17 protein-coding genes are annotated in these 17,022 nt (G+C 66.5%); 13 read left to right on the top strand and 4 right to left on the bottom strand.

From position 1 onward, the window contains the following. Nucleotides 1-18: 18 nt before the first annotated feature. The 3 genes from XnspCFBP7698_RS15600 (at nt 19) to XnspCFBP7698_RS15590 (ending at nt 3,352) form a co-directional block, all read left to right on the top strand. Complete coding sequence (locus XnspCFBP7698_RS15600; RefSeq protein ID WP_039406862.1) at nt 19-1,035, top strand: 3-oxoacyl-ACP synthase III; 1,017 nt, start codon at nt 19-21, stop codon at nt 1,033-1,035. 115 nt (nt 1,036-1,150) lie between these two features. After that, nucleotides 1,151-2,320, top strand: coding sequence for a Fic family protein (locus tag XnspCFBP7698_RS15595; RefSeq protein ID WP_179453379.1), 1,170 nt, complete (start codon nt 1,151-1,153; stop codon nt 2,318-2,320). 129 nt (nt 2,321-2,449) lie between these two features. Continuing rightward, a complete protein-coding gene (locus XnspCFBP7698_RS15590; protein ID WP_104580227.1) occupies nt 2,450-3,352 on the top strand; it encodes an alpha/beta fold hydrolase in 903 nt (300 codons plus the stop codon). Nucleotides 3,353-3,494: 142 nt separating this feature from the next. Here XnspCFBP7698_RS15590 and XnspCFBP7698_RS15585 read toward each other — a convergent pair whose 3' ends face one another. After that, the gene (locus XnspCFBP7698_RS15585) at nt 3,495-3,878 is read right to left on the bottom strand and encodes a YkgJ family cysteine cluster protein (RefSeq protein WP_104580226.1); all 384 of its coding nucleotides are present in this window, start codon (nt 3,876-3,878) and stop codon (nt 3,495-3,497) included. A 291-nt stretch (nt 3,879-4,169) separates the two neighbouring features. Here XnspCFBP7698_RS15585 and oleC point away from each other — a divergent pair, with 291 nt between their 5' ends. The 3 genes from oleC to XnspCFBP7698_RS15570 all read left to right on the top strand — a co-directional run bounded on the left by oleC (nt 4,170) and on the right by XnspCFBP7698_RS15570 (nt 7,146). Further along, entirely contained in the window at nt 4,170-5,822 is a 1,653-nt protein-coding gene (gene oleC / locus XnspCFBP7698_RS15580) for an olefin beta-lactone synthetase (protein ID WP_104580225.1), read from the top strand. Nucleotides 5,823-5,912: 90 nt separating this feature from the next. After that, nucleotides 5,913-6,923, top strand: a complete 1,011-nt coding sequence (gene oleD / locus XnspCFBP7698_RS15575) for a 2-alkyl-3-oxoalkanoate reductase (RefSeq protein WP_104580224.1) — start codon at nt 5,913-5,915, stop codon at nt 6,921-6,923. A 64-nt stretch (nt 6,924-6,987) separates the two neighbouring features. Further along, nucleotides 6,988-7,146 (top strand): DUF1328 domain-containing protein, encoded by a 159-nt coding sequence (locus XnspCFBP7698_RS15570; protein ID WP_003468167.1) that lies wholly within the window; start codon nt 6,988-6,990, stop codon nt 7,144-7,146. Between the two features lie 113 nt (nt 7,147-7,259). On the opposite strand, the gene XnspCFBP7698_RS15565 is transcribed toward XnspCFBP7698_RS15570, so the two are convergent. Both XnspCFBP7698_RS15565 and ddlA read right to left on the bottom strand, forming a co-directional pair. Beyond that, complete coding sequence (locus XnspCFBP7698_RS15565) at nt 7,260-7,742, bottom strand: GNAT family N-acetyltransferase (protein WP_104580223.1); 483 nt, start codon at nt 7,740-7,742, stop codon at nt 7,260-7,262. Then, nucleotides 7,739-8,845, bottom strand: coding sequence for a D-alanine--D-alanine ligase (gene ddlA, locus XnspCFBP7698_RS15560; RefSeq protein ID WP_104580373.1), 1,107 nt, complete (start codon nt 8,843-8,845; stop codon nt 7,739-7,741). Before ddlA ends, XnspCFBP7698_RS15565 begins: the two co-directional genes overlap by 4 nt. A gap of 342 nt (nt 8,846-9,187) precedes the next feature. Here ddlA and XnspCFBP7698_RS15555 point away from each other — a divergent pair, with 342 nt between their 5' ends. The 4 genes from XnspCFBP7698_RS15555 (at nt 9,188) to XnspCFBP7698_RS15540 (ending at nt 13,091) form a co-directional block, all read left to right on the top strand. Then, nucleotides 9,188-9,832, top strand: coding sequence for an SCP2 sterol-binding domain-containing protein (locus XnspCFBP7698_RS15555; protein ID WP_104580222.1), 645 nt, complete (start codon nt 9,188-9,190; stop codon nt 9,830-9,832). Further along, on the top strand, nt 9,829-11,502 hold the full coding sequence (ubiB, locus tag XnspCFBP7698_RS15550) for a ubiquinone biosynthesis regulatory protein kinase UbiB (protein WP_047694421.1): 1,674 nt from the start codon (nt 9,829-9,831) through the stop codon (nt 11,500-11,502). Before XnspCFBP7698_RS15555 ends, ubiB begins: the two co-directional genes overlap by 4 nt. Before the next feature lie 111 nt (nt 11,503-11,613). After that, nucleotides 11,614-12,204 (top strand): O-methyltransferase, encoded by a 591-nt coding sequence (locus tag XnspCFBP7698_RS15545; RefSeq protein WP_228313289.1) that lies wholly within the window; start codon nt 11,614-11,616, stop codon nt 12,202-12,204. Nucleotides 12,205-12,317: 113 nt separating this feature from the next. Beyond that, nucleotides 12,318-13,091: a pseudouridine synthase gene (locus tag XnspCFBP7698_RS15540; RefSeq protein WP_146093211.1), complete on the top strand. Its 774-nt coding sequence runs from the start codon at nt 12,318-12,320 to the stop codon at nt 13,089-13,091. 588 nt (nt 13,092-13,679) lie between these two features. On the opposite strand, the gene XnspCFBP7698_RS15535 is transcribed toward XnspCFBP7698_RS15540, so the two are convergent. Further along, the gene (locus XnspCFBP7698_RS15535) at nt 13,680-14,255 is read right to left on the bottom strand and encodes a DUF2059 domain-containing protein (protein ID WP_146093210.1); all 576 of its coding nucleotides are present in this window, start codon (nt 14,253-14,255) and stop codon (nt 13,680-13,682) included. Nucleotides 14,256-14,310: 55 nt separating this feature from the next. Here XnspCFBP7698_RS15535 and arfB point away from each other — a divergent pair, with 55 nt between their 5' ends. The 3 genes from arfB to XnspCFBP7698_RS15515 all read left to right on the top strand — a co-directional run bounded on the left by arfB (nt 14,311) and on the right by XnspCFBP7698_RS15515 (nt 16,989). Next, nucleotides 14,311-14,742, top strand: coding sequence for an alternative ribosome rescue aminoacyl-tRNA hydrolase ArfB (arfB, locus tag XnspCFBP7698_RS15530; RefSeq protein WP_104580220.1), 432 nt, complete (start codon nt 14,311-14,313; stop codon nt 14,740-14,742). Between the two features lie 2 nt (nt 14,743-14,744). Further along, nucleotides 14,745-15,374: a lysophosphatidylcholine acyltransferase gene (locus XnspCFBP7698_RS15525; RefSeq protein WP_039406796.1), complete on the top strand. Its 630-nt coding sequence runs from the start codon at nt 14,745-14,747 to the stop codon at nt 15,372-15,374. Between the two features lie 604 nt (nt 15,375-15,978). Next, nucleotides 15,979-16,989, top strand: coding sequence for an isoaspartyl peptidase/L-asparaginase (locus XnspCFBP7698_RS15515; protein ID WP_199680192.1), 1,011 nt, complete (start codon nt 15,979-15,981; stop codon nt 16,987-16,989). The last annotated feature ends 33 nt before the right edge of the window (nt 16,990-17,022 follow it).

Raw genomic sequence — 17,022 nt, 5'->3', positions numbered from 1 at the left:
CGCCATGGCGCTACTTCGATGCTCTTCCAGAATGTCTCCATCGCGGGACTGGCGCATATTGATGCGCCGCATACGCTGACTTCCAAGGAAATCAACGAGCGCCTGCAACCGACCTACGACCGCCTCGGGATCAAGACCGACGTGTTGGGCGACGTTGCCGGTATCCATGCACGGCGCTTGTGGGACCAGGATGTGCAGGCCTCCGACGCCGCCACCCAGGCCGCGCGCAAGGCGCTGGTCGATGCCGGGATCGGCATCGAGAAGATCGGCCTGCTGGTCAACACCTCGGTGAGCCGCGACTACCTGGAGCCATCCACCGCCTCCATCGTGTCCGGCAACCTGGGCGTGGGCGACCACTGCGTCACCTTCGACGTGGCCAATGCCTGTCTTGCCTTCATCAACGGCATGGACATCGCCGCGCGCATGCTCGAGCGCGGCGAGATCGACTACGCGCTGGTCGTCGATGGCGAAACCGCCAACCTGGTCTATGAAAAGACGCTGGAGCGGATGACCTCGCCGGATGTCACCGAAGAGGAGTTCCGCAACGAACTGGCTGCCCTGACCCTGGGCTGCGGTGCCGCTGCCATGGTGATGGCGCGCAGCGAGCTGGTACCGGACGCCCCGCGCTACAAAGGCGGCGTGACCCGCTCGGCCACCGAGTGGAACAAGCTGTGCCGGGGCAACCTGGACCGGATGGTCACCGATACCCGCCTGTTGCTGATCGAAGGCATCAAGCTGGCGCAGAAGACCTTCCTGGCTGCCAAGCAGGTGCTGGGTTGGGCGGTGGACGAAGTGGACCAGTTCGTCATCCACCAGGTCAGCCGCCCGCACACCGCCTCGTTCGTGAAGTCGTTCGGTATCGATCCGGCCAAGGTCATGACCATCTTCGGCGAGCACGGCAACATCGGTCCGGCCTCGGTGCCGATCGTGCTGAGCAAGCTCAAGGAGCTCGGCCGCCTCAAGAAGGGCGACCGCATCGCGCTGATGGGCATTGGCTCCGGGTTGAACTGCTCGATGGCGGAAGTGGTCTGGTGACGCACTGATGGTGCCTGGCTGGGAATAGTTCCACGCCAGGCGCTCTCGCTGCTTAGATAAAAAAGTGGTATCTAAGTTTCCTTGCAGGAACGGTTGCGGTCTGTAAGGAAAAACGATGGGGCAGCGCATCACCGGGCACTATATTGCGGGCGCTCTCGCAGGGAGCCGTTACCAGGCCTTTGTTCCTGATCCGTTGCCACCGGTGCCGGCCTTGGATTTCGCACAAGCGGAACTGCTGGCACGCAAGGAGCGCGCCGACCAGGCCTTGGGGCGACTGGACGGCATCACACTGATGCTGCCGGATCCGGAACTGTTCCTATACCAGTACATCCGCAAGGAAGCCTTGCTGTCATCCCAGATCGAAGGCACCCAGTCATCGCTCTCGGATCTGCTGCTGTTTGAAATGGATGCCGCGCCGGGCGTGCCTGTCGACGATGTCGAGGAAGTTTCCAACTATGTCGCGGCCCTCAACCATGGCTTGCGGCGGCTGCGTGAGGACGATTTCCCGCTATCGCTGCGTTTGATCCGCGAAATGCATGCGCTGTTGCTGCAGGGGGGGCGTGGTGCCAGCAAGCAGCCAGGTGAATTCCGTCGGAGTCAGGTGTGGGTGGGCGGGGCTTCGCCTGCACTTGCGCACTTTGTTCCGCCGCCGCCAGACGCATTGCCCGACGCGCTGTCGGCACTCGAGCAATTTCTGCATGCGCCGCAGGGCCAGATGCCACCGTTGGTGAAGGCAGCGCTTGCCCACGTGCAATTCGAAACCATCCATCCCTTCAGCGATGGCAATGGGCGTTTGGGTCGGCTGCTGATTACCTTGATCCTGTGCAGCGAAGACGTGCTGCGCGAGCCCAGTCTTTATTTGAGTCTGTATTTCAAGCGTCGTCGTGCCGATTACTACGATCGTCTCAATGCAGTTCGAATCAACGGTGACTGGGAAGGATGGCTTGGTTTCTTTCTGGATGGCGTGGCAGAGACGGCGCAGCAAGCTGTCGATACCGCGCAGCGCCTGTTGGCATTGTTGGCACGCGACCGTGCCCGCATCGCGGCCCTGGGCCAGCGAGCAGGCAACGTCGGCTTGGTATTTGAGCAGTTCGCCCGGCGCGTGGTGTTGGCGGTGCCGCAAGTGGCGCCCAGCCTGTCATTGAGTGCGCCCACCATCCGCGCTGCAGTGCGTACCCTAGAGGAACTGCAAATCGTCAACGAACTCACCGGCCAGCAGCGGCATCGTATTTTTGCCTATCACGCCTACCTCGACATCCTCAGCGAAGGAGCGCAGCCGCTGTGAGCGAACGGTTCGCGCACGGCCACGGCCGGCGATGCGGCCGGCCCGGCGTATTTTCGGTACTGTCGTGGCGATGTAGTTGACGACTTGCCGGACACACACAGTCCAAGCTTTAGCAATACAGAGAGATCCATGAACTACCCAGGCTATCCCTTCACTCCCAAGCGCCTTGAGGTGCGTCCCGGCGTTGCGATGTCGTACCTGGACGAAGGTCCGCGCGATGGCGAGGTCGTGATCATGCTGCACGGCAACCCGTCGTGGAGTTATCTCTGGCGCAACCTGGTGAGTGGCTTGTCCGATCGCTACCGCTGCATCGTGCCCGACCACATCGGCATGGGGCTGTCCGACAAGCCCGATGATGCGCCCGACGCGCAGCCGCGTTACGCGTACACGCTGCAATCGCGCGTGGACGATCTGGACACGCTGTTACGGCATCTGGGCATCACCGGTCCGGTCACGTTGGCGGTGCACGATTGGGGCGGCATGATCGGCTTTGGCTGGGCGCTGTCGCACCACGCGCAGGTCAAACGGCTGGTGATCACCAACACCGCAGCGTTCCCGTTGCCGCCGGAAAAGCCGATGCCCTGGCAGATTGCGATGGGTCGCCATTGGCGGCCGGGCGAATGGTTCATCCGCACCTTCAATGCGTTTTCGTCCGGCGCATCCTGGTTTGGGGTGTCGCGCCGCATGCCGGCCGCCGTGCGGCGTGCCTATGTCGCGCCGTACAACAACTGGCGCAACCGCATCTCCACCATCCGCTTCATGCAGGACATCCCGCTGTCGCCCGCCGACAAGGGCTGGTCGTTGCTGGAGCGCTCGGCGCAGGCGTTGCCCTCGTTCGCCGATCGCCCGGCCTTCATCGCCTGGGGCATGCGCGACATCTGCTTCGACAAGCACTTCCTGGCCGGCTTTCGCAAGGCGTTGCCGAACGCCGAGGTGACTGCATTCGAGGATGCCAACCACTACGTGCTGGAAGACAAGCACGAGGTGCTGGTACCGGCGATCCGCGCATTTCTGGAGCGCAATCCGCTGTAACGCCTTGCCGCCGGCATTGGATCGCACGTGCTCGATAGCTGCGAGCGATACCAAGCAAATGCGAGGCGACACAGCGGACCGGTCGTGCAGGCGATGCGTCGGCCTTCTTCAGGGATGCACTGCGTGCGTGTTGCGCTGCGCGTTACAGCATCGGCAACGGGTTGCGTTGCGCATCGTCCACGCCAGCCCAGTCGGCCTCGGTCAACGCATGCAGGCCATGCGCCAGGCGCGATTTATCGCACTGCGCACTGCGCTGCCCGAATTCCAGCGAGGCCGGGACGGCGGCGCAGGACGACGGGCGCCGGTCGTGGATGCTGCAACGGCTGTACCGGCCGATGTCGGCATCCAGGGCGATGCAGCGTGGTTGCGATTGCGAGGTGCCGCGCATCACCCGCTCGTGCGTGCGCAATGCGTCGGTCAGTTCAATCGGCACCCTGCCGCCCAACGCGGGATCGGCTTCGCTCCAGTGGAAACTGACGCGGAAAAAGGCGCAGCAGGCGCCGCAGGTAAGGCAGGGGTGTGCCATGGAAGCCGGGCCTGGCGCGGCGAAATCACGTGGAGAGCGCGGCATTCTGACCGAACCACGCCGCGATACAAGTGGCACGGCCGCGTGCCGGTTAGCGATTCATCTGCGTAGCTCGAACTGGCACGTGTGTGCGCAACGCGGAGTGGCTCGCGCGAACACTGCGCGGCATCGCTGCGCCCAGGTGACGCGCAGTCACCGTGCCAGGCGCAGCCGCGCTGTGGGCACGCTCCAGCGTAGCGACGTGCGCGATCAAGCGGCCGGCACCGTCGGCGCATGGGTGATAATGCGGCAATGACTACTCTTTGCAATATCGCCGCTACCTTGCCGCAGCTGGCGCGCGAGCGCCCCGACCAGATCGCCATCCGTTGCCCGGGCCGCCGTGCCGCCAACGGATTTGCCGCCTACGATGTGACCTTGAGCTATGCCGAGCTGGACACGCGCAGCGATGCGATCGCCGCAGGCCTGGCCTTGCACGGCATCGGCCGTGGCGTGCGTGCGGTGGTGATGGTGCGGCCGTCGCCGGAATTCTTCCTGCTGATGTTTGCCTTGTTCAAGGCCGGCGCGGTGCCGGTGCTGGTGGATCCGGGCATCGACAAGCGTGCGCTCAAGCAATGCCTGGACGAAGCGCAGCCGCAGGCATTCATCGGCATTCCGCTTGCGCAGCTGGCGCGCCGTCTGTTGCGGTGGGCGCGCTCGGCGAAACGGATCGTCAGCGTCGGCGGCCGTTACGGTTGGGGTGGGGTGACATTGGCGCGCGTGGAGCGCGATGGCGCCGGCGCCGGAAGTCAGCTGGCCGACACTGCGCCGGACGATGTGGCCGCGATCCTGTTCACCAGCGGCTCGACCGGCGTGCCCAAGGGCGTGGTGTACCGGCACCGGCATTTCGTCGGGCAGATCGAATTGCTGCGCAATGCGTTCGGCATGCAGCCCGGCGGTGTGGATCTGCCGACGTTTCCGCCGTTCGCCCTGTTCGACCCGGCCCTGGGGCTGACCTCGGTGATTCCGGACATGGACCCGACCCGCCCGGCCACCGCCGACCCGCGCAAGCTGCACGATGCCATTGCGCGCTTCGGTGTCACCCAGTTGTTCGGTTCGCCTGCGCTGATGCGGGTGTTGGCCGACCATGGCCAGCCGCTGCCCAACGTACGCCTGGCCACCTCGGCCGGTGCGCCGGTGCCGCCGGATGTGGTGGCCACGATCCGTGCGCTGCTACCAGCCGATGCGCAGTTCTGGACCCCGTACGGCGCCACCGAATGCCTGCCGGTGGCCGCGATCGAAGGACGTACGCTGGATGCCACGCGCGCGGCCACCGAGGCCGGCGCCGGTACCTGCGTGGGCCAGGTGGTCGCACCCAACGAGGTGCGCATCATCGCCATCGACGATGCGGCCATTGCCGAGTGGAGTGGTGCGCGCGTGCTGGCCACGGGCGAGGTCGGCGAAATCACTGTCGCCGGCCCCACCACCACCGACACCTATTTCAATCGCGATGAGGCCTCACGCATCGCCAAGATCCGCGAGCGCCGCAGTGATGGCAGCGAGCGCATCGTGCACCGCATGGGCGATGTGGGCTATTTCGATGCCGACGGCCGCTTGTGGTTCTGCGGGCGCAAGACCCACCGCGTGGAAACGGCCACCGGCCCGCTGTACACCGAACAGGTGGAGCCGGTCTTCAACGTGCATCCGCAGGTGCGTCGCACCGCGCTGGTGGGCGTGGGCGCAACCGGGCAACAACAGCCCGTGTTGTGCGTGGAATTGCAGCCGGGCGTACCGGCGTCGGCATTTGCGCAGGTGCAAACCGACTTGCGCGTGCTAGGCGCGGCGCACCCGCATACCGCGGGCATCGCGCGTTTCCTGCGCCATTCCGGCTTTCCGGTGGACATCCGTCACAACGCCAAGATCGGCCGCGAAACGTTGGCAGTCTGGGCGGCGCAGCAGCGTGCGTAATCGGCTGCTGCGTGACACCGCTGCGTCGGCGTGTAGCGCCACGCGCGCGGGTAGTCGTTCTTCTTTACGTTCTTGCAATGGAGGTGGTGCGTGCGGATTCTGGTGACCGGTGGTGGCGGTTTTCTCGGTCAGGCCTTGTGTCGCGGGTTGCGTGCGCGTGGGCACGAAGTGGTGAGCTTCCAGCGTGGCGATTACCCCGTGCTGCAGACGCTGGGCGTGGGCCAGATCCGTGGCGACCTGGCCGACCCGCAAGCGGTGCAGCACGCCTTCGCCGGCATCGATGCGGTGTTCCATAACGCAGCCAAGGCCGGTGCGTGGGGGAGCTACGACAGCTATCACCAGGCCAACGTGGTGGGCACGCAGAACGTGCTCGATGCGTGTCGCGCCAACGGCGTGCCACAGTTGATCTACACCTCCACGCCCAGCGTGACCCATCGCGCCACCAATCCGGTGGAAGGCCTGGGCGCCGACGAAGTGCCGTATGGCGAAGACCTGCGCGCCGCATATGCGGCGACCAAGGCGATTGCCGAGCGTGCGGTGCTGGCAGCCAACGATGCGCAACTGGCGACCGTCGCCTTGCGTCCGCGGCTGATCTGGGGGCCGGGCGACAATCACTTGCTGCCGCGCCTGGCAGCGCGCGCACGCGCCGGCCGCCTGCGCATGGTGGGCGATGGCAGCAATCTGGTGGACAGCACGTACATCGACAATGCTGCGCAGGCGCATTTCGATGCGTTCGACCACCTTGCTGCAGGCGCTGCCTGCGCAGGCAAGGCGTACTTCATTTCCAATGGCGAACCCTTGCCGATGCGCGAGTTGCTCAATCGCCTGCTGGCGGCGGTGGATGCACCGGCAGTGACGCGCTCGCTGTCGTTCAAGACCGCGTACCGGATTGGCGCGGTGTGTGAAACGCTATGGCCACTGTTGCGTCTGCCAGGCGAGGTGCCGTTGACGCGCTTTCTGGTGGAGCAGCTGTGCACGCCGCACTGGTACAGCATGGAGCCGGCGCGCCGCGATTTCGGCTATGTGCCGCGCATCAGCATCGAAGAAGGGCTCAATCGGCTGCGATCCTCATCTTCCAACGACATCGCCATCACCCGATAAAGACCGGCACATCCACAAGATACGTCTGCGCCGATTCGGCACGACAACTTTTGGAACCATTGCCATGCTGCATTACGCCATCATCTTCTTCGTCATCGCCATCATCGCTGCTGTCCTGGGCTTCAGTGGTATCGCCGGTGCGGCGACCAACATCGCCTGGATCCTGTTCGTGGTGTTCCTGATCCTGGCAGTGATCTCGATGTTCCGTCGCGGCAAGGTATAACGCCTAAACGCGATACGTCACGGCAGCGGCGCTGCCGATCGGCGCTCACATGGCCCGCTTCCGCAAGGAGGCGGGCCATGTGCGTTTTGGGCTGCGCGATGCAGTGCGCTGCGTTACAGCCGCTTTTCCAGGTAGCGCACCTGTTTGCCGCTGGCCAGTACCGCCTCGCCGATCGGCACGAACCCCAGCTGCTCATGCAGTGCCAGCGAGGCCGGATTGGGCGGTTCGATATTCACCTCGCACACCAATCGCAGGTGCGCTGCGGCGCGCGCCTTGCGGATGAGGTCGCCATACAGCTGCATGGCAAGGCCGCGCCGCCGCGCATGTGCGGCGATCACGATGCGGTCGACATAGACGAAGCGCGCAAAGCGCTCGGCCAGCCACGCGAAGTTGGCGTTGGCATAGGCGGCATCCTGATCCAGCGCAATCAACAGGCCGTCGGCCGGCGCAACGACGCGCGCATGCCAGGCTCTGCGCAACAGCGCAGTCAGCCCGTCGGCATCGAGCAACGACAACTCGGTGGCATGTGCATTGTTGAGCGCAAGCAAGGCCGGTGCGTCGCACGGTTGCAGCGCGCGCAGGGGAGCGGCGGTCATGGGTGCGTGGGTAGCGCGCTGCGCAGCAACTGGTCGTCGGCATGCCGCTGCAATGCCAGGTCGATCAATTGCGTGATCAGGCTTGTGTAGTCCAGTCCACTTGCCTGCCAGAGTTTGGGATACATGCTGATGCGGGTGAATCCGGGCAGCGTGTTGACCTCGTTGATCACGATGCGCCCGTCCGCGTCCAGAAAGACATCCACCCGTGCCATGCCGGCACAGTCCAGTGCCTGATAGGCCTGCACGGCGACCTGCTGGATGCGCTGTTGCGTCTGTGCGTCGATCGCGGCGGGGATCACGATGTCGGCGCCATGGGCGCTGATGTATTTGGTCTGGTACGAATAGAACGCGTCGTGCACCACCACCTCGCCGCAGACACTGGCTTGCGGGGTGGCATTGCCGAGCACGGCGCATTCGATTTCGCGTCCGGCAATGGCCGCTTCCACCAGCACCTTGTGGTCGTATGCCAACGCCAGGGCAAGCGCATCGGCGAAGTCCGCTGCGCTGCGCACCCGGCTGACGCCGACCGAAGAACCCTGGTTGGCCGGTTTGACGAACAACGGCAGCCCGAACCGCGCGATCAGCGCATCCACATCGGCGTGCGCGGCTGTGTGGCGGTTGAAGCACACGAACGGCGCCACTTCCAGGCCGGCATCGCGCAGCACGCGCTTGGCCATGTCCTTGTCCATTGCCAGCGCCGAGCCCAGCACGCCGGAGCCGACGAAGGGCAGGTTGGCCATGCGCAACAATCCCTGCAGCGAGCCGTCCTCGCCCAGGGTGCCGTGCACGATCGGAAACACCACATCGATCTGCGCCAGCGCCTGCTCCGACTCTACCGGGCGCAGCTGCGCCTGCTCGGCGCCGGGCAGCACCGCCACTGCCTGACCGCTGCGGTGCAAGGCGATCCGGCTCGGGTCGTCTGCATCGCGTAGAAAGCCGTCCTGCGCGCTCAGATGCCATTGGCCCTGCTTGTCGATGCCGATCAGCACCGGCTCGAAGCGCCGCGGGTCCAGCGCCTCCAGGACGTTGCGTGCCGACTGCAGCGAGACCTCGTGCTCGGCCGATTTTCCGCCGAAGATGAGACCGACCCGGATCTTGCGCATTGCCTGCTCCTGCAAACTGTTCGAGAAGGGCGCCAGCATGCCCGTGACCGGCCGGCCGAAGGAAGTCGGCAGATCGGGTGCGGCCGGCAAGTCCGCACGGACGCCGCACTGCTCACCGCAGGGCGCGATGGTCGCAATGGGCCGCCCGCCCAGCGCAGCGAGTGCAGCCTGCCCACACGCCGCCGCACAGCGCCGGCAGGCAAGGCCCTCCAGGCAGCGACCGCTGCATCGATCGCTCCACCGCCAAGCAAGCGCGTGCCATGGCCAGCGCGGCGGCCTTCGGTGCGCAGCGTCCCACCATCGTCAGCCAGCTGCGACATGCAGGGACGGTAGAATGCGGGCATGCCCGGATCACTCTTCAATTCCCTCAAGCCGCTCGCCGGCCAGGCCCTGCAGGCCGCGCTCAATCGCGCGCTGGCGCTGGACCCGGATAGCCGCGACGCCCTGTTGCCGCTGGAAGGCCAGCGCATTGCGCTGACCCTGGACGCGCCCGCGTTGGCCCTGCAGATCCGCGTGCACGAGCGCCGGTTGCTGGTCGGCCCGGTCGACCAGGCGCAGGAGCCGGATCTGGCGGTGCGCAGCAGCCTGGCCGGCTTGCTCGGGCAATTGCCGCTGCTGGCCAATGCACGGCGCAGCGGCCCGCCGGCCGGCCGGCTCAAGGTCTCCGGCGACGCCGAGCTGGCGCGCCAGCTGCAGCAGCTGGCCGGGCGCTTCGACCCGGACTGGCAACTGCCCTTCGTGGCGGTGTTCGGGCAGATCCTGGGCGTGCAGGTCGCCGGCGCAGTGCGTGCAGCGCTGCAGCAGGCGCGCCGCAGCGCATCGGACCTGGTCCATAGCGCGGCCGAATTCGTCACCGAGGAATCGCGCGACGTGGTGCCGCGTGCCGAGCTCGATGCCTTCTACGACGACGTGGACGAGCTGCGCGACGGCGTCGAACGGCTGGCCGCACGCGTGGCACGGCTGCGCGCGGCCGGAGGTGCCGCATGAAGGCGCTGTTGCGGGCGAGCCGCATCGGCCGGGTGATCCTGCGCTACCGCCTGGACGACCTGCTGCAGGGCAGCGCCGCCGAGCGCTGGCTGCGCCTGGCCAAACCGTTCGTGCCGCGTGCCAGTGCCGAGATCGCCGCGCAGTCGCGCGGTGCGCGGCTGCGGCTGGCGTTGCAGGAACTGGGCCCGATCTTCGTCAAGTTCGGGCAGATCCTGTCGACCCGACGCGACCTGATCCCGGCCGATGTGGCCGAAGAACTCACCCTGCTGCAGGACCGGGTCAAGCCGTTCGACGGCGAGGCCGCACGCCTGATCGTGGAAGGCGCGCTCGGCCTGCCGGTCAGTGTGGCGTTCGCCTCCTTCGACACCGTGCCGCTGGCTTCGGCCTCGATTGCGCAGGTGCATGCGGCCACCTTGCCGCCGGATGCCAACGGCGTGCGCCGCGCCGTGGTGGTCAAGGTGCTGCGCCCGGACATCGAGCGCCAGATCGATGCCGACATCGCGCTGCTGCATTCGCTGGCCACGCTTGTCGAACGCACCCACCCGCGCGCCGACAAGATCCGTCCGCGCGAGGTGGTGGCCGAGATCGAAGGTACCTTGTCGGCCGAACTCGACCTGCAGCGCGAGGGCGCCAATGCCAGCGTGCTGCGCCGGTTCTGGGAGGGCTCGGACGATCTGTACGTGCCGGAAGTGATCTGGTCGCATACCGCCGAACGCGCGCTCACGCTGGAGCGCGTGTACGGCATTCCCTCCGATGACATCGTCAAGCTCGATGCCGCCGGCATCGACCGCAAGGCGCTCGCGGCCAAGGGCGTGCGCGTGTTCTACACGCAGGTGTTCCGCGACAACTTCTTTCACGCCGACGCGCACGCCGGCAACATCTGGGTCGATTCGGACCCGGAGCGCCGCCTCAACCCACGCTTCATCGCGCTGGATTTCGGCATCATGGGCCAGCTCTCGCAGGAAGATCAGTACTACCTGGCCGAGAACTTCATGGCGATCTTCCACAAGGATTACCGCCGCATGGCCGAGCTGCACGTGGAGGCGGGCTGGATGCCGTCCAACGTGCGCATCGACGAGCTGGAGGCGGCCGCGCGTTCGGTGTGCGAGCCGTATTTCACCCGGCCGCTGTCGGAAATCTCGCTGGCGCAGGTGCTGATCAAACTGTTCCGCGTGGCGCAGCGCTACGAGCTGACCCTGCAGCCGCAATTGATCCTGCTGCAAAAGACACTGCTCAATATCGAAGGCGTGGGCCGGCAACTCGATCCCAAGCTGGACATCTGGGCGGTGGCGCGGCCGGTGCTGGAGCGCATCCTGCGCGAGCGCTACAGCCCGCGCCGGGTGCTGGGTGAGTTGAGCAAGCGCCTGCCGGAAATCATGACGCACGCACCGGACATGCCGCGCCTGGTACATAGCTGGTTGAAGCAGCAGGTGGAAGGGCGGCATCAACTGGAGATCCGCTCGGCCGAGCTGCGCGCGCTGGATGCGAGCCTGCGCAAGTTGCAGACCCGCGTGGTCACCGCCATCACCGGCAGCGGGCTGCTGGTGGTCGCCGCGGTGCTGTACGGCCTGCACCCGGATGGCTGGTACCTGGGCACGGTGCCGGTGTGGAGCTGGATCAGCGGCGGTGCCGGCTCGGCCGCCCTGCTGGTGGCGTGGCTGCGTCGTTAGGCAAGGGGCTGCGCCAGGGCGCTCATCCGTCGGATGTCGGCGGTGCGGCGGCGGTGTGCCAGGTGTGCGGCGGTCTTGCCGCCACACCGGCAGCGGGCAAGGAGTAAGGGCGTGGCGAGCGATCTGCAGGCATTGAAGGACGAGCTGGCGCGCTTTGGCAGCGCCAACGACGCGCGCGAGTCCGCGCGCGACCGGCGCATGCTCAACATCACTCCGGACACCGGTGCCTTGCTGGCCGTGCTGGTGCGTGCCACCGGTGCGCGCCGCGTTCTCGAAATCGGCACCTCCAACGGCTATTCGACGGTGTGGCTGGCCGAGGCGGCTGCGGCGATCGGTGGGCATGTCACCACCGTGGAGCTTGCCGCCGACAAGGTGGCCCTGGCACAAGCCACGCTCGCACGCAGTGGCTTGGCGGCGTCGGTGGATGTGGTGCACGGCGACGGTGGCGCGTGGCTGACGCAGGCAGCCAGCGCCAGCGTCGATCTGGTCTTCCTGGATTCGGCGCGCGACGCGTATGTGCGCTGGTGGCCGGCCCTGCGCCGCGTGCTGCGCCATGGTGGCCTGCTGGTGGTCGACAATGCGCTGTCGCACGCCGACGAACTGGCGCCGTTCACCGCGCTGCTGGCTGCCGATCCGGCGATCACCTGCAGCGTGGTGCCGGTGGGCAACGGCGAATTGCTGGCGGTGTGCGGCGCGGCCTGAGTGTGCACCGCTGGCCTGCCACGGCCTCACGCCCAGGGCGCGCGCTGGAGGGAGCCACACGCTCTGCCGGTGCCGCCAGTGTGTGTTCAACGGCGGAGCGGCGCTGCGACGCGATGGCACGCCGCGGCCACGGCGCGGATACTCTGCCGGTGAGCACATCCCCCAAGCATCTGCAGATTCTCTACCAGGACGCTGTCCTGGCCGTCGTCGACAAACCCGCGGGCCTGATGGTCCACGACAGCAAGCTGGCGCGCGGGGAGGACGACTTCCTGGCCGACCGCCTGCGCGAGCAGTTGGGCAAGCCGATCTTTCTGGTGCACCGGCTCGACCGCGCCACCAGCGGCTGCCTGCTGCTGGCGTTCGACCGCGACAGCGCCAGCGCGCTGGGCAAGGCCCTGATGGCGGGCGAGGTGGATAAAAATTATCTGACCGTCTGCCGCGGCTGGCCGGCCGAGGAGCGCTTCATCGTCGATCACGATCTGGATGGCGGCCCCGGCAAACCGGTCAAGAAGCCGGCGGTGACGCATTTCCAGCGTCTGGCCACCGGCGAGCTGGAGATCCCGTCCACCGGCTTTGCCACCTCACGCTATGCGTTGTTGCGCTGCCAGCCGCAGACCGGCCGCTTCCGGCAGATCCGCCGGCACATGAAGCACCTGTCGCATCACATGATCGGCGACACCAGCCATGGCGATGGCCGCCACAACCGCAGCTTCCGCATGCTCGGCATCCACCGCATGTTGCTGCACGCCGAACGGCTTGAATTCCCGCATCCGGCCGACGGCAGGCGCATCAGCATTACCGCGCCGCTGGATGCGGAATTTACCAAGGCGTGTGCGTTGTTCGGCTGGGACGTGGCGCAATTGCAGGCGATGCCACTCGCACAGTGATGCGGGGGTGCCCAGCGGTCTGTCGATGCCGCAGTGGCGACCGGCAACGCGTCCGGGGAACCGTACCCTCACCCCAATCCCGCTCCGCGCCCCGGCCCGCGCAAGCAGCGCGGGCGCTACAAGACACTTCCGTCAATGGCGTGCAAGCAGTGCCTTCTCGTCCAGCAGGGACGTACATGCACGAGCTGCTGTCGTCCACCACAAGCTCGGCCGCGCGAGCCGACGATTCCCTTCTCCCGCCGGGAGAAGGTGCCCCGCAGGGGCGGATGAGGGTACGGGCGAAGCCTCGTGCAGTTGAACAACACGAGGGCTTCGCCCCGTACCCTCACCCCAACCCCCGCTGCGCGCCCCGGGCCGCGCTAGCAGCGCGGGCGCTCCAAGGCACGCGCGCCGATGGCGCGCAAGCGGTGCCTTCTCGCCCCGCAGGGAGAGGGGCTTTACCTGCGCGGCCCGGCCCGCGCTAGCAGCGCGGGCGCTCCAAGGCACGCGCGCCGATGGCGCGCAAGCGCTGCCTTCTCGCCCAGTACGGAGAGGGGCGAGAGCTGCGCTCTTACGAATCCCCACTCCCCACTCCCGAATCCCCGCCCCTCAGGGCCTCTTCGCCGGCGCCGGCTCGTTGACGATCTTCTCCAGATCCTTCTGCAGATCGGCAAACAGCGGCAGCATCTTCTGCTGGATCGCGCCCATCAGGTTCTGGGTCAGGGCCGGGGTCTTGTCGAGCAGGCTCTGGCCGGCCGAGCTCTCGTAGAACTCGGCCATGGCCAGCACGTCCTCGCGCGAGAACGAGCGCTTGTAGATGTCCACATACATCGGGCGCAGCTCCGACCACGACAGGGCTTTGCGCACGGTCTGGCGGGTGCGCTCCTGGATGCGTTGCAGCTGTGCCTGCTGGTCGCCGCTGAGCTGGCGCTGCGCGGTGAGCTGGGCGAACTGCTGCTGCTGCATCGCTTCGATCTGCGGCAGCATGGTGTCCAGCATGGTCTGCGCGCGCGAGGCGGCCAGCAGACGGTTGACGTCGGCATCGCTGGGCGCCTGCGCCAGCGCGGCAGGGGCCGTCACGGCCAGCAGGCCGAGCAGCAGCCGGCGGGCAAGGCCGCGTGCGGCAGCAAGCGAAAAGGAAGGTGTCATCGGAGCATCCTGCAAGCGGGGAACCGGCGGCAGCATACGGGAAGCCGGCGTTCGCGCGCGCGTCCACGCTGCTGCCGATACAATCGGCGCAATGGCCAGCGACCCGATCCAGATCACCCCCAGCCTGACGATTCCGCCCAGCGAACTCGTCGAACGCTTCGTGCGCGCCAGCGGCGCGGGCGGGCAGAACGTCAACAAGGTGTCCACTGCGGTGGAGCTGCGGTTCGACGTGGCCGGGTCGCCGTCGCTGCCCGAGCCGCTGCGGGCGCGGCTGCTGTCGCGGCGCGACCGCCGCATGACCGCCGACGGCGTGCTGGTGATCGATGCGCAGCGCTTCCGCACCCAGGACCGCAACCGCGACGATGCGCGCGAGCGGCTGGCCGAGATCATCAGTGCGTGCCTGTCGGTGCCTAAGCGCCGGGTCGCCACCAAACCGAGTCATGGTGCCAAGCTGCGGCGGCTGGATGCCAAGCGTGAGCGCAGTCAGATCAAGCGTGGACGCTCTGCGTCCCACTGGGAGTAAGCGTGAGTCAACCCGACCCGTCGTTGCCACCGGTAACACAGGCCAACATCCTGCTGCAGCCATCCCCGCCCAGAATGCCGCGTGCGCACGGCCGTTTCGGCCGTTGGCTGGGCCGTACCGCCCTGCGCTTGACCGGCTGGCGCCTGCTCGGGCGGCTGCCCGACGAGCCCAAGCTGGTGATGATCGTGGCGCCGCACTCGTCCAACTGGGACGGCTTCCTGGGCTTTGCCGCCAAGTTCGCGCTCGGCTTCGAGGTGCGCGTGCTGGGCAAGGCGCAGCTGTTCTGGTGGCCGCTGGGCCCGCTGCTGCGCAAGCTCGGCGGCATCCCGCTGGACCGCAGCTCGCCGCAGGGCACCATCGGCCAGGCGGTGCGGCTGATCCGCAATTCCGAACAGATGTGGTACGTGATCACCCCCGAAGGCACGCGCAAGCGCGTCGAACACTGGAAGGCCGGTTTCTGGAAGATCGCCTCTGATGCCAAGGTGCCGATCCTGCCGGTGTACTTCGATTACCCCAGCAAGACCGTGGGCATCGGCGAGCCGTTCTGGACCGGTAACGACATGGCCGCCGACATCGCCGCGATTCGCACCTGGTACCGGCCGTGGCGCGGCAAGCATCGCGATACGTTGTAGCTAGCGTGGTGTGCATGTGCCGGTGTGCCTTGCCCAGAGGTGCTGGACCAGACATAAGAGCAGCGGACAAGTGAGGGCTCTTGTATGAGGCCGCTTCTTCCTTCGTGACTCAATGGCGCTACCTACCCAGACAAAAGGCCGAGGGTTCAAACGCGTAATGGGGGACAGATTGTTCGAAGTTCTGGAATCGGTGCGGGATGAGGCATCGTTCGTGCGCTTTGCTGAGCTCCTGGCGGCCGATCGTCGTTCGGCAGAGTCTCTTGCAGTGACTGTCGATGGGTTTCGGGGAGAATGGGCTAATCAGTCAATTGCCGACTTTCTGGAGGCAGCGTCCGCGTGGGCGACCAGCTCATCTTTCGGCGAGCTGCCTGGACCCAAGCCAAGCAATCCTTGGCACGCGTTTGCTCTATTTCTATGGGCTGGGCGCGGTTATGAGTAACGCAGCTAATGCTTCATTCAAGCCGACAGCGTTTCGTGTTGCTGCCTTACCCAGGGCGTTTTCGATAGGGTAGGGAAGCGTGCATGAGACGAGACTGGCTTGCTCATGACACCTTGCGCAGTGCCAGTGTCGCCATTCACTGCCATGAAGGTTTGAGGAAACATCATGATCGCTTCGTCCACCCGCGCGTTATTGCTGTCCTTGCTGCTGTGTACCGGCCCGACGCTCGCAGCCACGCCGATGCTGGTCATCCACGGCGGCGCGGGCGTGGAGAAATCCAGCCTCTCGCCTGACGAACAAACCCAGGCACGTGAGGCGATGCAGCGCGCGCTGCGCGCCGGGCATGCGGTGTTGAATGGTGGCGGCAGCGCGGTGGATGCGGTGGCCGCCACCATCACCGTGCTGGAGGATGCACCGCAGTTCAACGCCGGTCGCGGTGCGGTGTTCACCCACGACGGCAAGAACGAACTGGATGCGGCGATCATGGACGGGGCCAGCGGCAAGGCCGGTGCGATCGCCGGCGTGCACACGGTCAAGAATCCTATCCAGCTGGCGCGCAGCGTCATGGACCGCTCCAGGCACGTGATGCTGGTCGGCGAGGGCGCCGAACAGTTCGCGCGCGAGCAGGGCATCACCCTGGTGGACCCGAGCTACTTCCGCACCGACAAGCGCTGGCAGCAACTGCAGAAAGCGCTCAAGGCCGAAGCCGGCGACCGCCAGGCCCAGGCCGCGCTGGAGCTGGAAACGGCCAAGCACTTCGGCACCGTCGGCGCGCTGGCGCTGGATCGCGAGGGCCATCTGGCCGCCGGCACCTCCACCGGCGGGATGACCAACAAACGCTATGGCCGCGTGGGCGATGCGCCCATCATCGGCGCCGGCACCTATGCCAACAGCCAATGCGCGGTGTCGGGTACCGGCTGGGGCGAGTTCTACATCCGCGCCGTGGCCGCCTACGACATCTGCGCACGCATGAAATACGCCGGCCAGTCGTTGCAACAGGCGGCCGAGACGGTGATCGATCAGCAGATCCCCGCCGCCGGTGGCGACGGCGGCGCCATCGCGCTGGACGCGCAGGGCAACATCGCGTTTCCATTCAATACCGAAGGCATGTACCGCGGCTGGATCGGCGCCGACGGCACCCCGCATGTGGCGATCTTCAAGGACGAGACGCTTTGAGGGAGCACCGCGCGCCGGCACGGTGCGTTGGCT

The organism is Xanthomonas sp. CFBP 7698 (assembly GCF_003600855.1).
GTDB classification, from domain to species: Bacteria; Pseudomonadota; Gammaproteobacteria; order Xanthomonadales; family Xanthomonadaceae; genus Xanthomonas; species Xanthomonas cannabis.
This window is presented reverse-complemented; position numbering and strand designations above follow the sequence as displayed.

What these genes read in the sequence shown, in the direction of transcription:
- XnspCFBP7698_RS15600 (WP_039406862.1), top strand. Translation starts at nt 19, where the DNA reads ATGCTCTTCCAGAATGTCTCCATCGCGGGACTGGCGCATATTGATGCG.
- XnspCFBP7698_RS15595 (WP_179453379.1), top strand. Translation starts at nt 1,151, where the DNA reads ATGGGGCAGCGCATCACCGGGCACTATATTGCGGGCGCTCTCGCAGGG.
- XnspCFBP7698_RS15590 (WP_104580227.1), top strand. Translation starts at nt 2,450, where the DNA reads ATGAACTACCCAGGCTATCCCTTCACTCCCAAGCGCCTTGAGGTGCGT.
- XnspCFBP7698_RS15585 (WP_104580226.1), bottom strand. Translation starts at nt 3,878, where the DNA reads ATGGCACACCCCTGCCTTACCTGCGGCGCCTGCTGCGCCTTTTTCCGC.
- oleC (WP_104580225.1), top strand. Translation starts at nt 4,170, where the DNA reads ATGACTACTCTTTGCAATATCGCCGCTACCTTGCCGCAGCTGGCGCGC.
- XnspCFBP7698_RS15570 (WP_003468167.1), top strand. Translation starts at nt 6,988, where the DNA reads ATGCTGCATTACGCCATCATCTTCTTCGTCATCGCCATCATCGCTGCT.
- XnspCFBP7698_RS15565 (WP_104580223.1), bottom strand. Translation starts at nt 7,742, where the DNA reads ATGACCGCCGCTCCCCTGCGCGCGCTGCAACCGTGCGACGCACCGGCC.
- ddlA (WP_104580373.1), bottom strand. Translation starts at nt 8,845, where the DNA reads ATGCGCAAGATCCGGGTCGGTCTCATCTTCGGCGGAAAATCGGCCGAG.
- XnspCFBP7698_RS15555 (WP_104580222.1), top strand. Translation starts at nt 9,188, where the DNA reads ATGCCCGGATCACTCTTCAATTCCCTCAAGCCGCTCGCCGGCCAGGCC.
- ubiB (WP_047694421.1), top strand. Translation starts at nt 9,829, where the DNA reads ATGAAGGCGCTGTTGCGGGCGAGCCGCATCGGCCGGGTGATCCTGCGC.
- XnspCFBP7698_RS15540 (WP_146093211.1), top strand. Translation starts at nt 12,318, where the DNA reads ATGGCACGCCGCGGCCACGGCGCGGATACTCTGCCGGTGAGCACATCC.
- XnspCFBP7698_RS15535 (WP_146093210.1), bottom strand. Translation starts at nt 14,255, where the DNA reads ATGCTGCCGCCGGTTCCCCGCTTGCAGGATGCTCCGATGACACCTTCC.
- arfB (WP_104580220.1), top strand. Translation starts at nt 14,311, where the DNA reads ATGGCCAGCGACCCGATCCAGATCACCCCCAGCCTGACGATTCCGCCC.
- XnspCFBP7698_RS15515 (WP_199680192.1), top strand. Translation starts at nt 15,979, where the DNA reads ATGATCGCTTCGTCCACCCGCGCGTTATTGCTGTCCTTGCTGCTGTGT.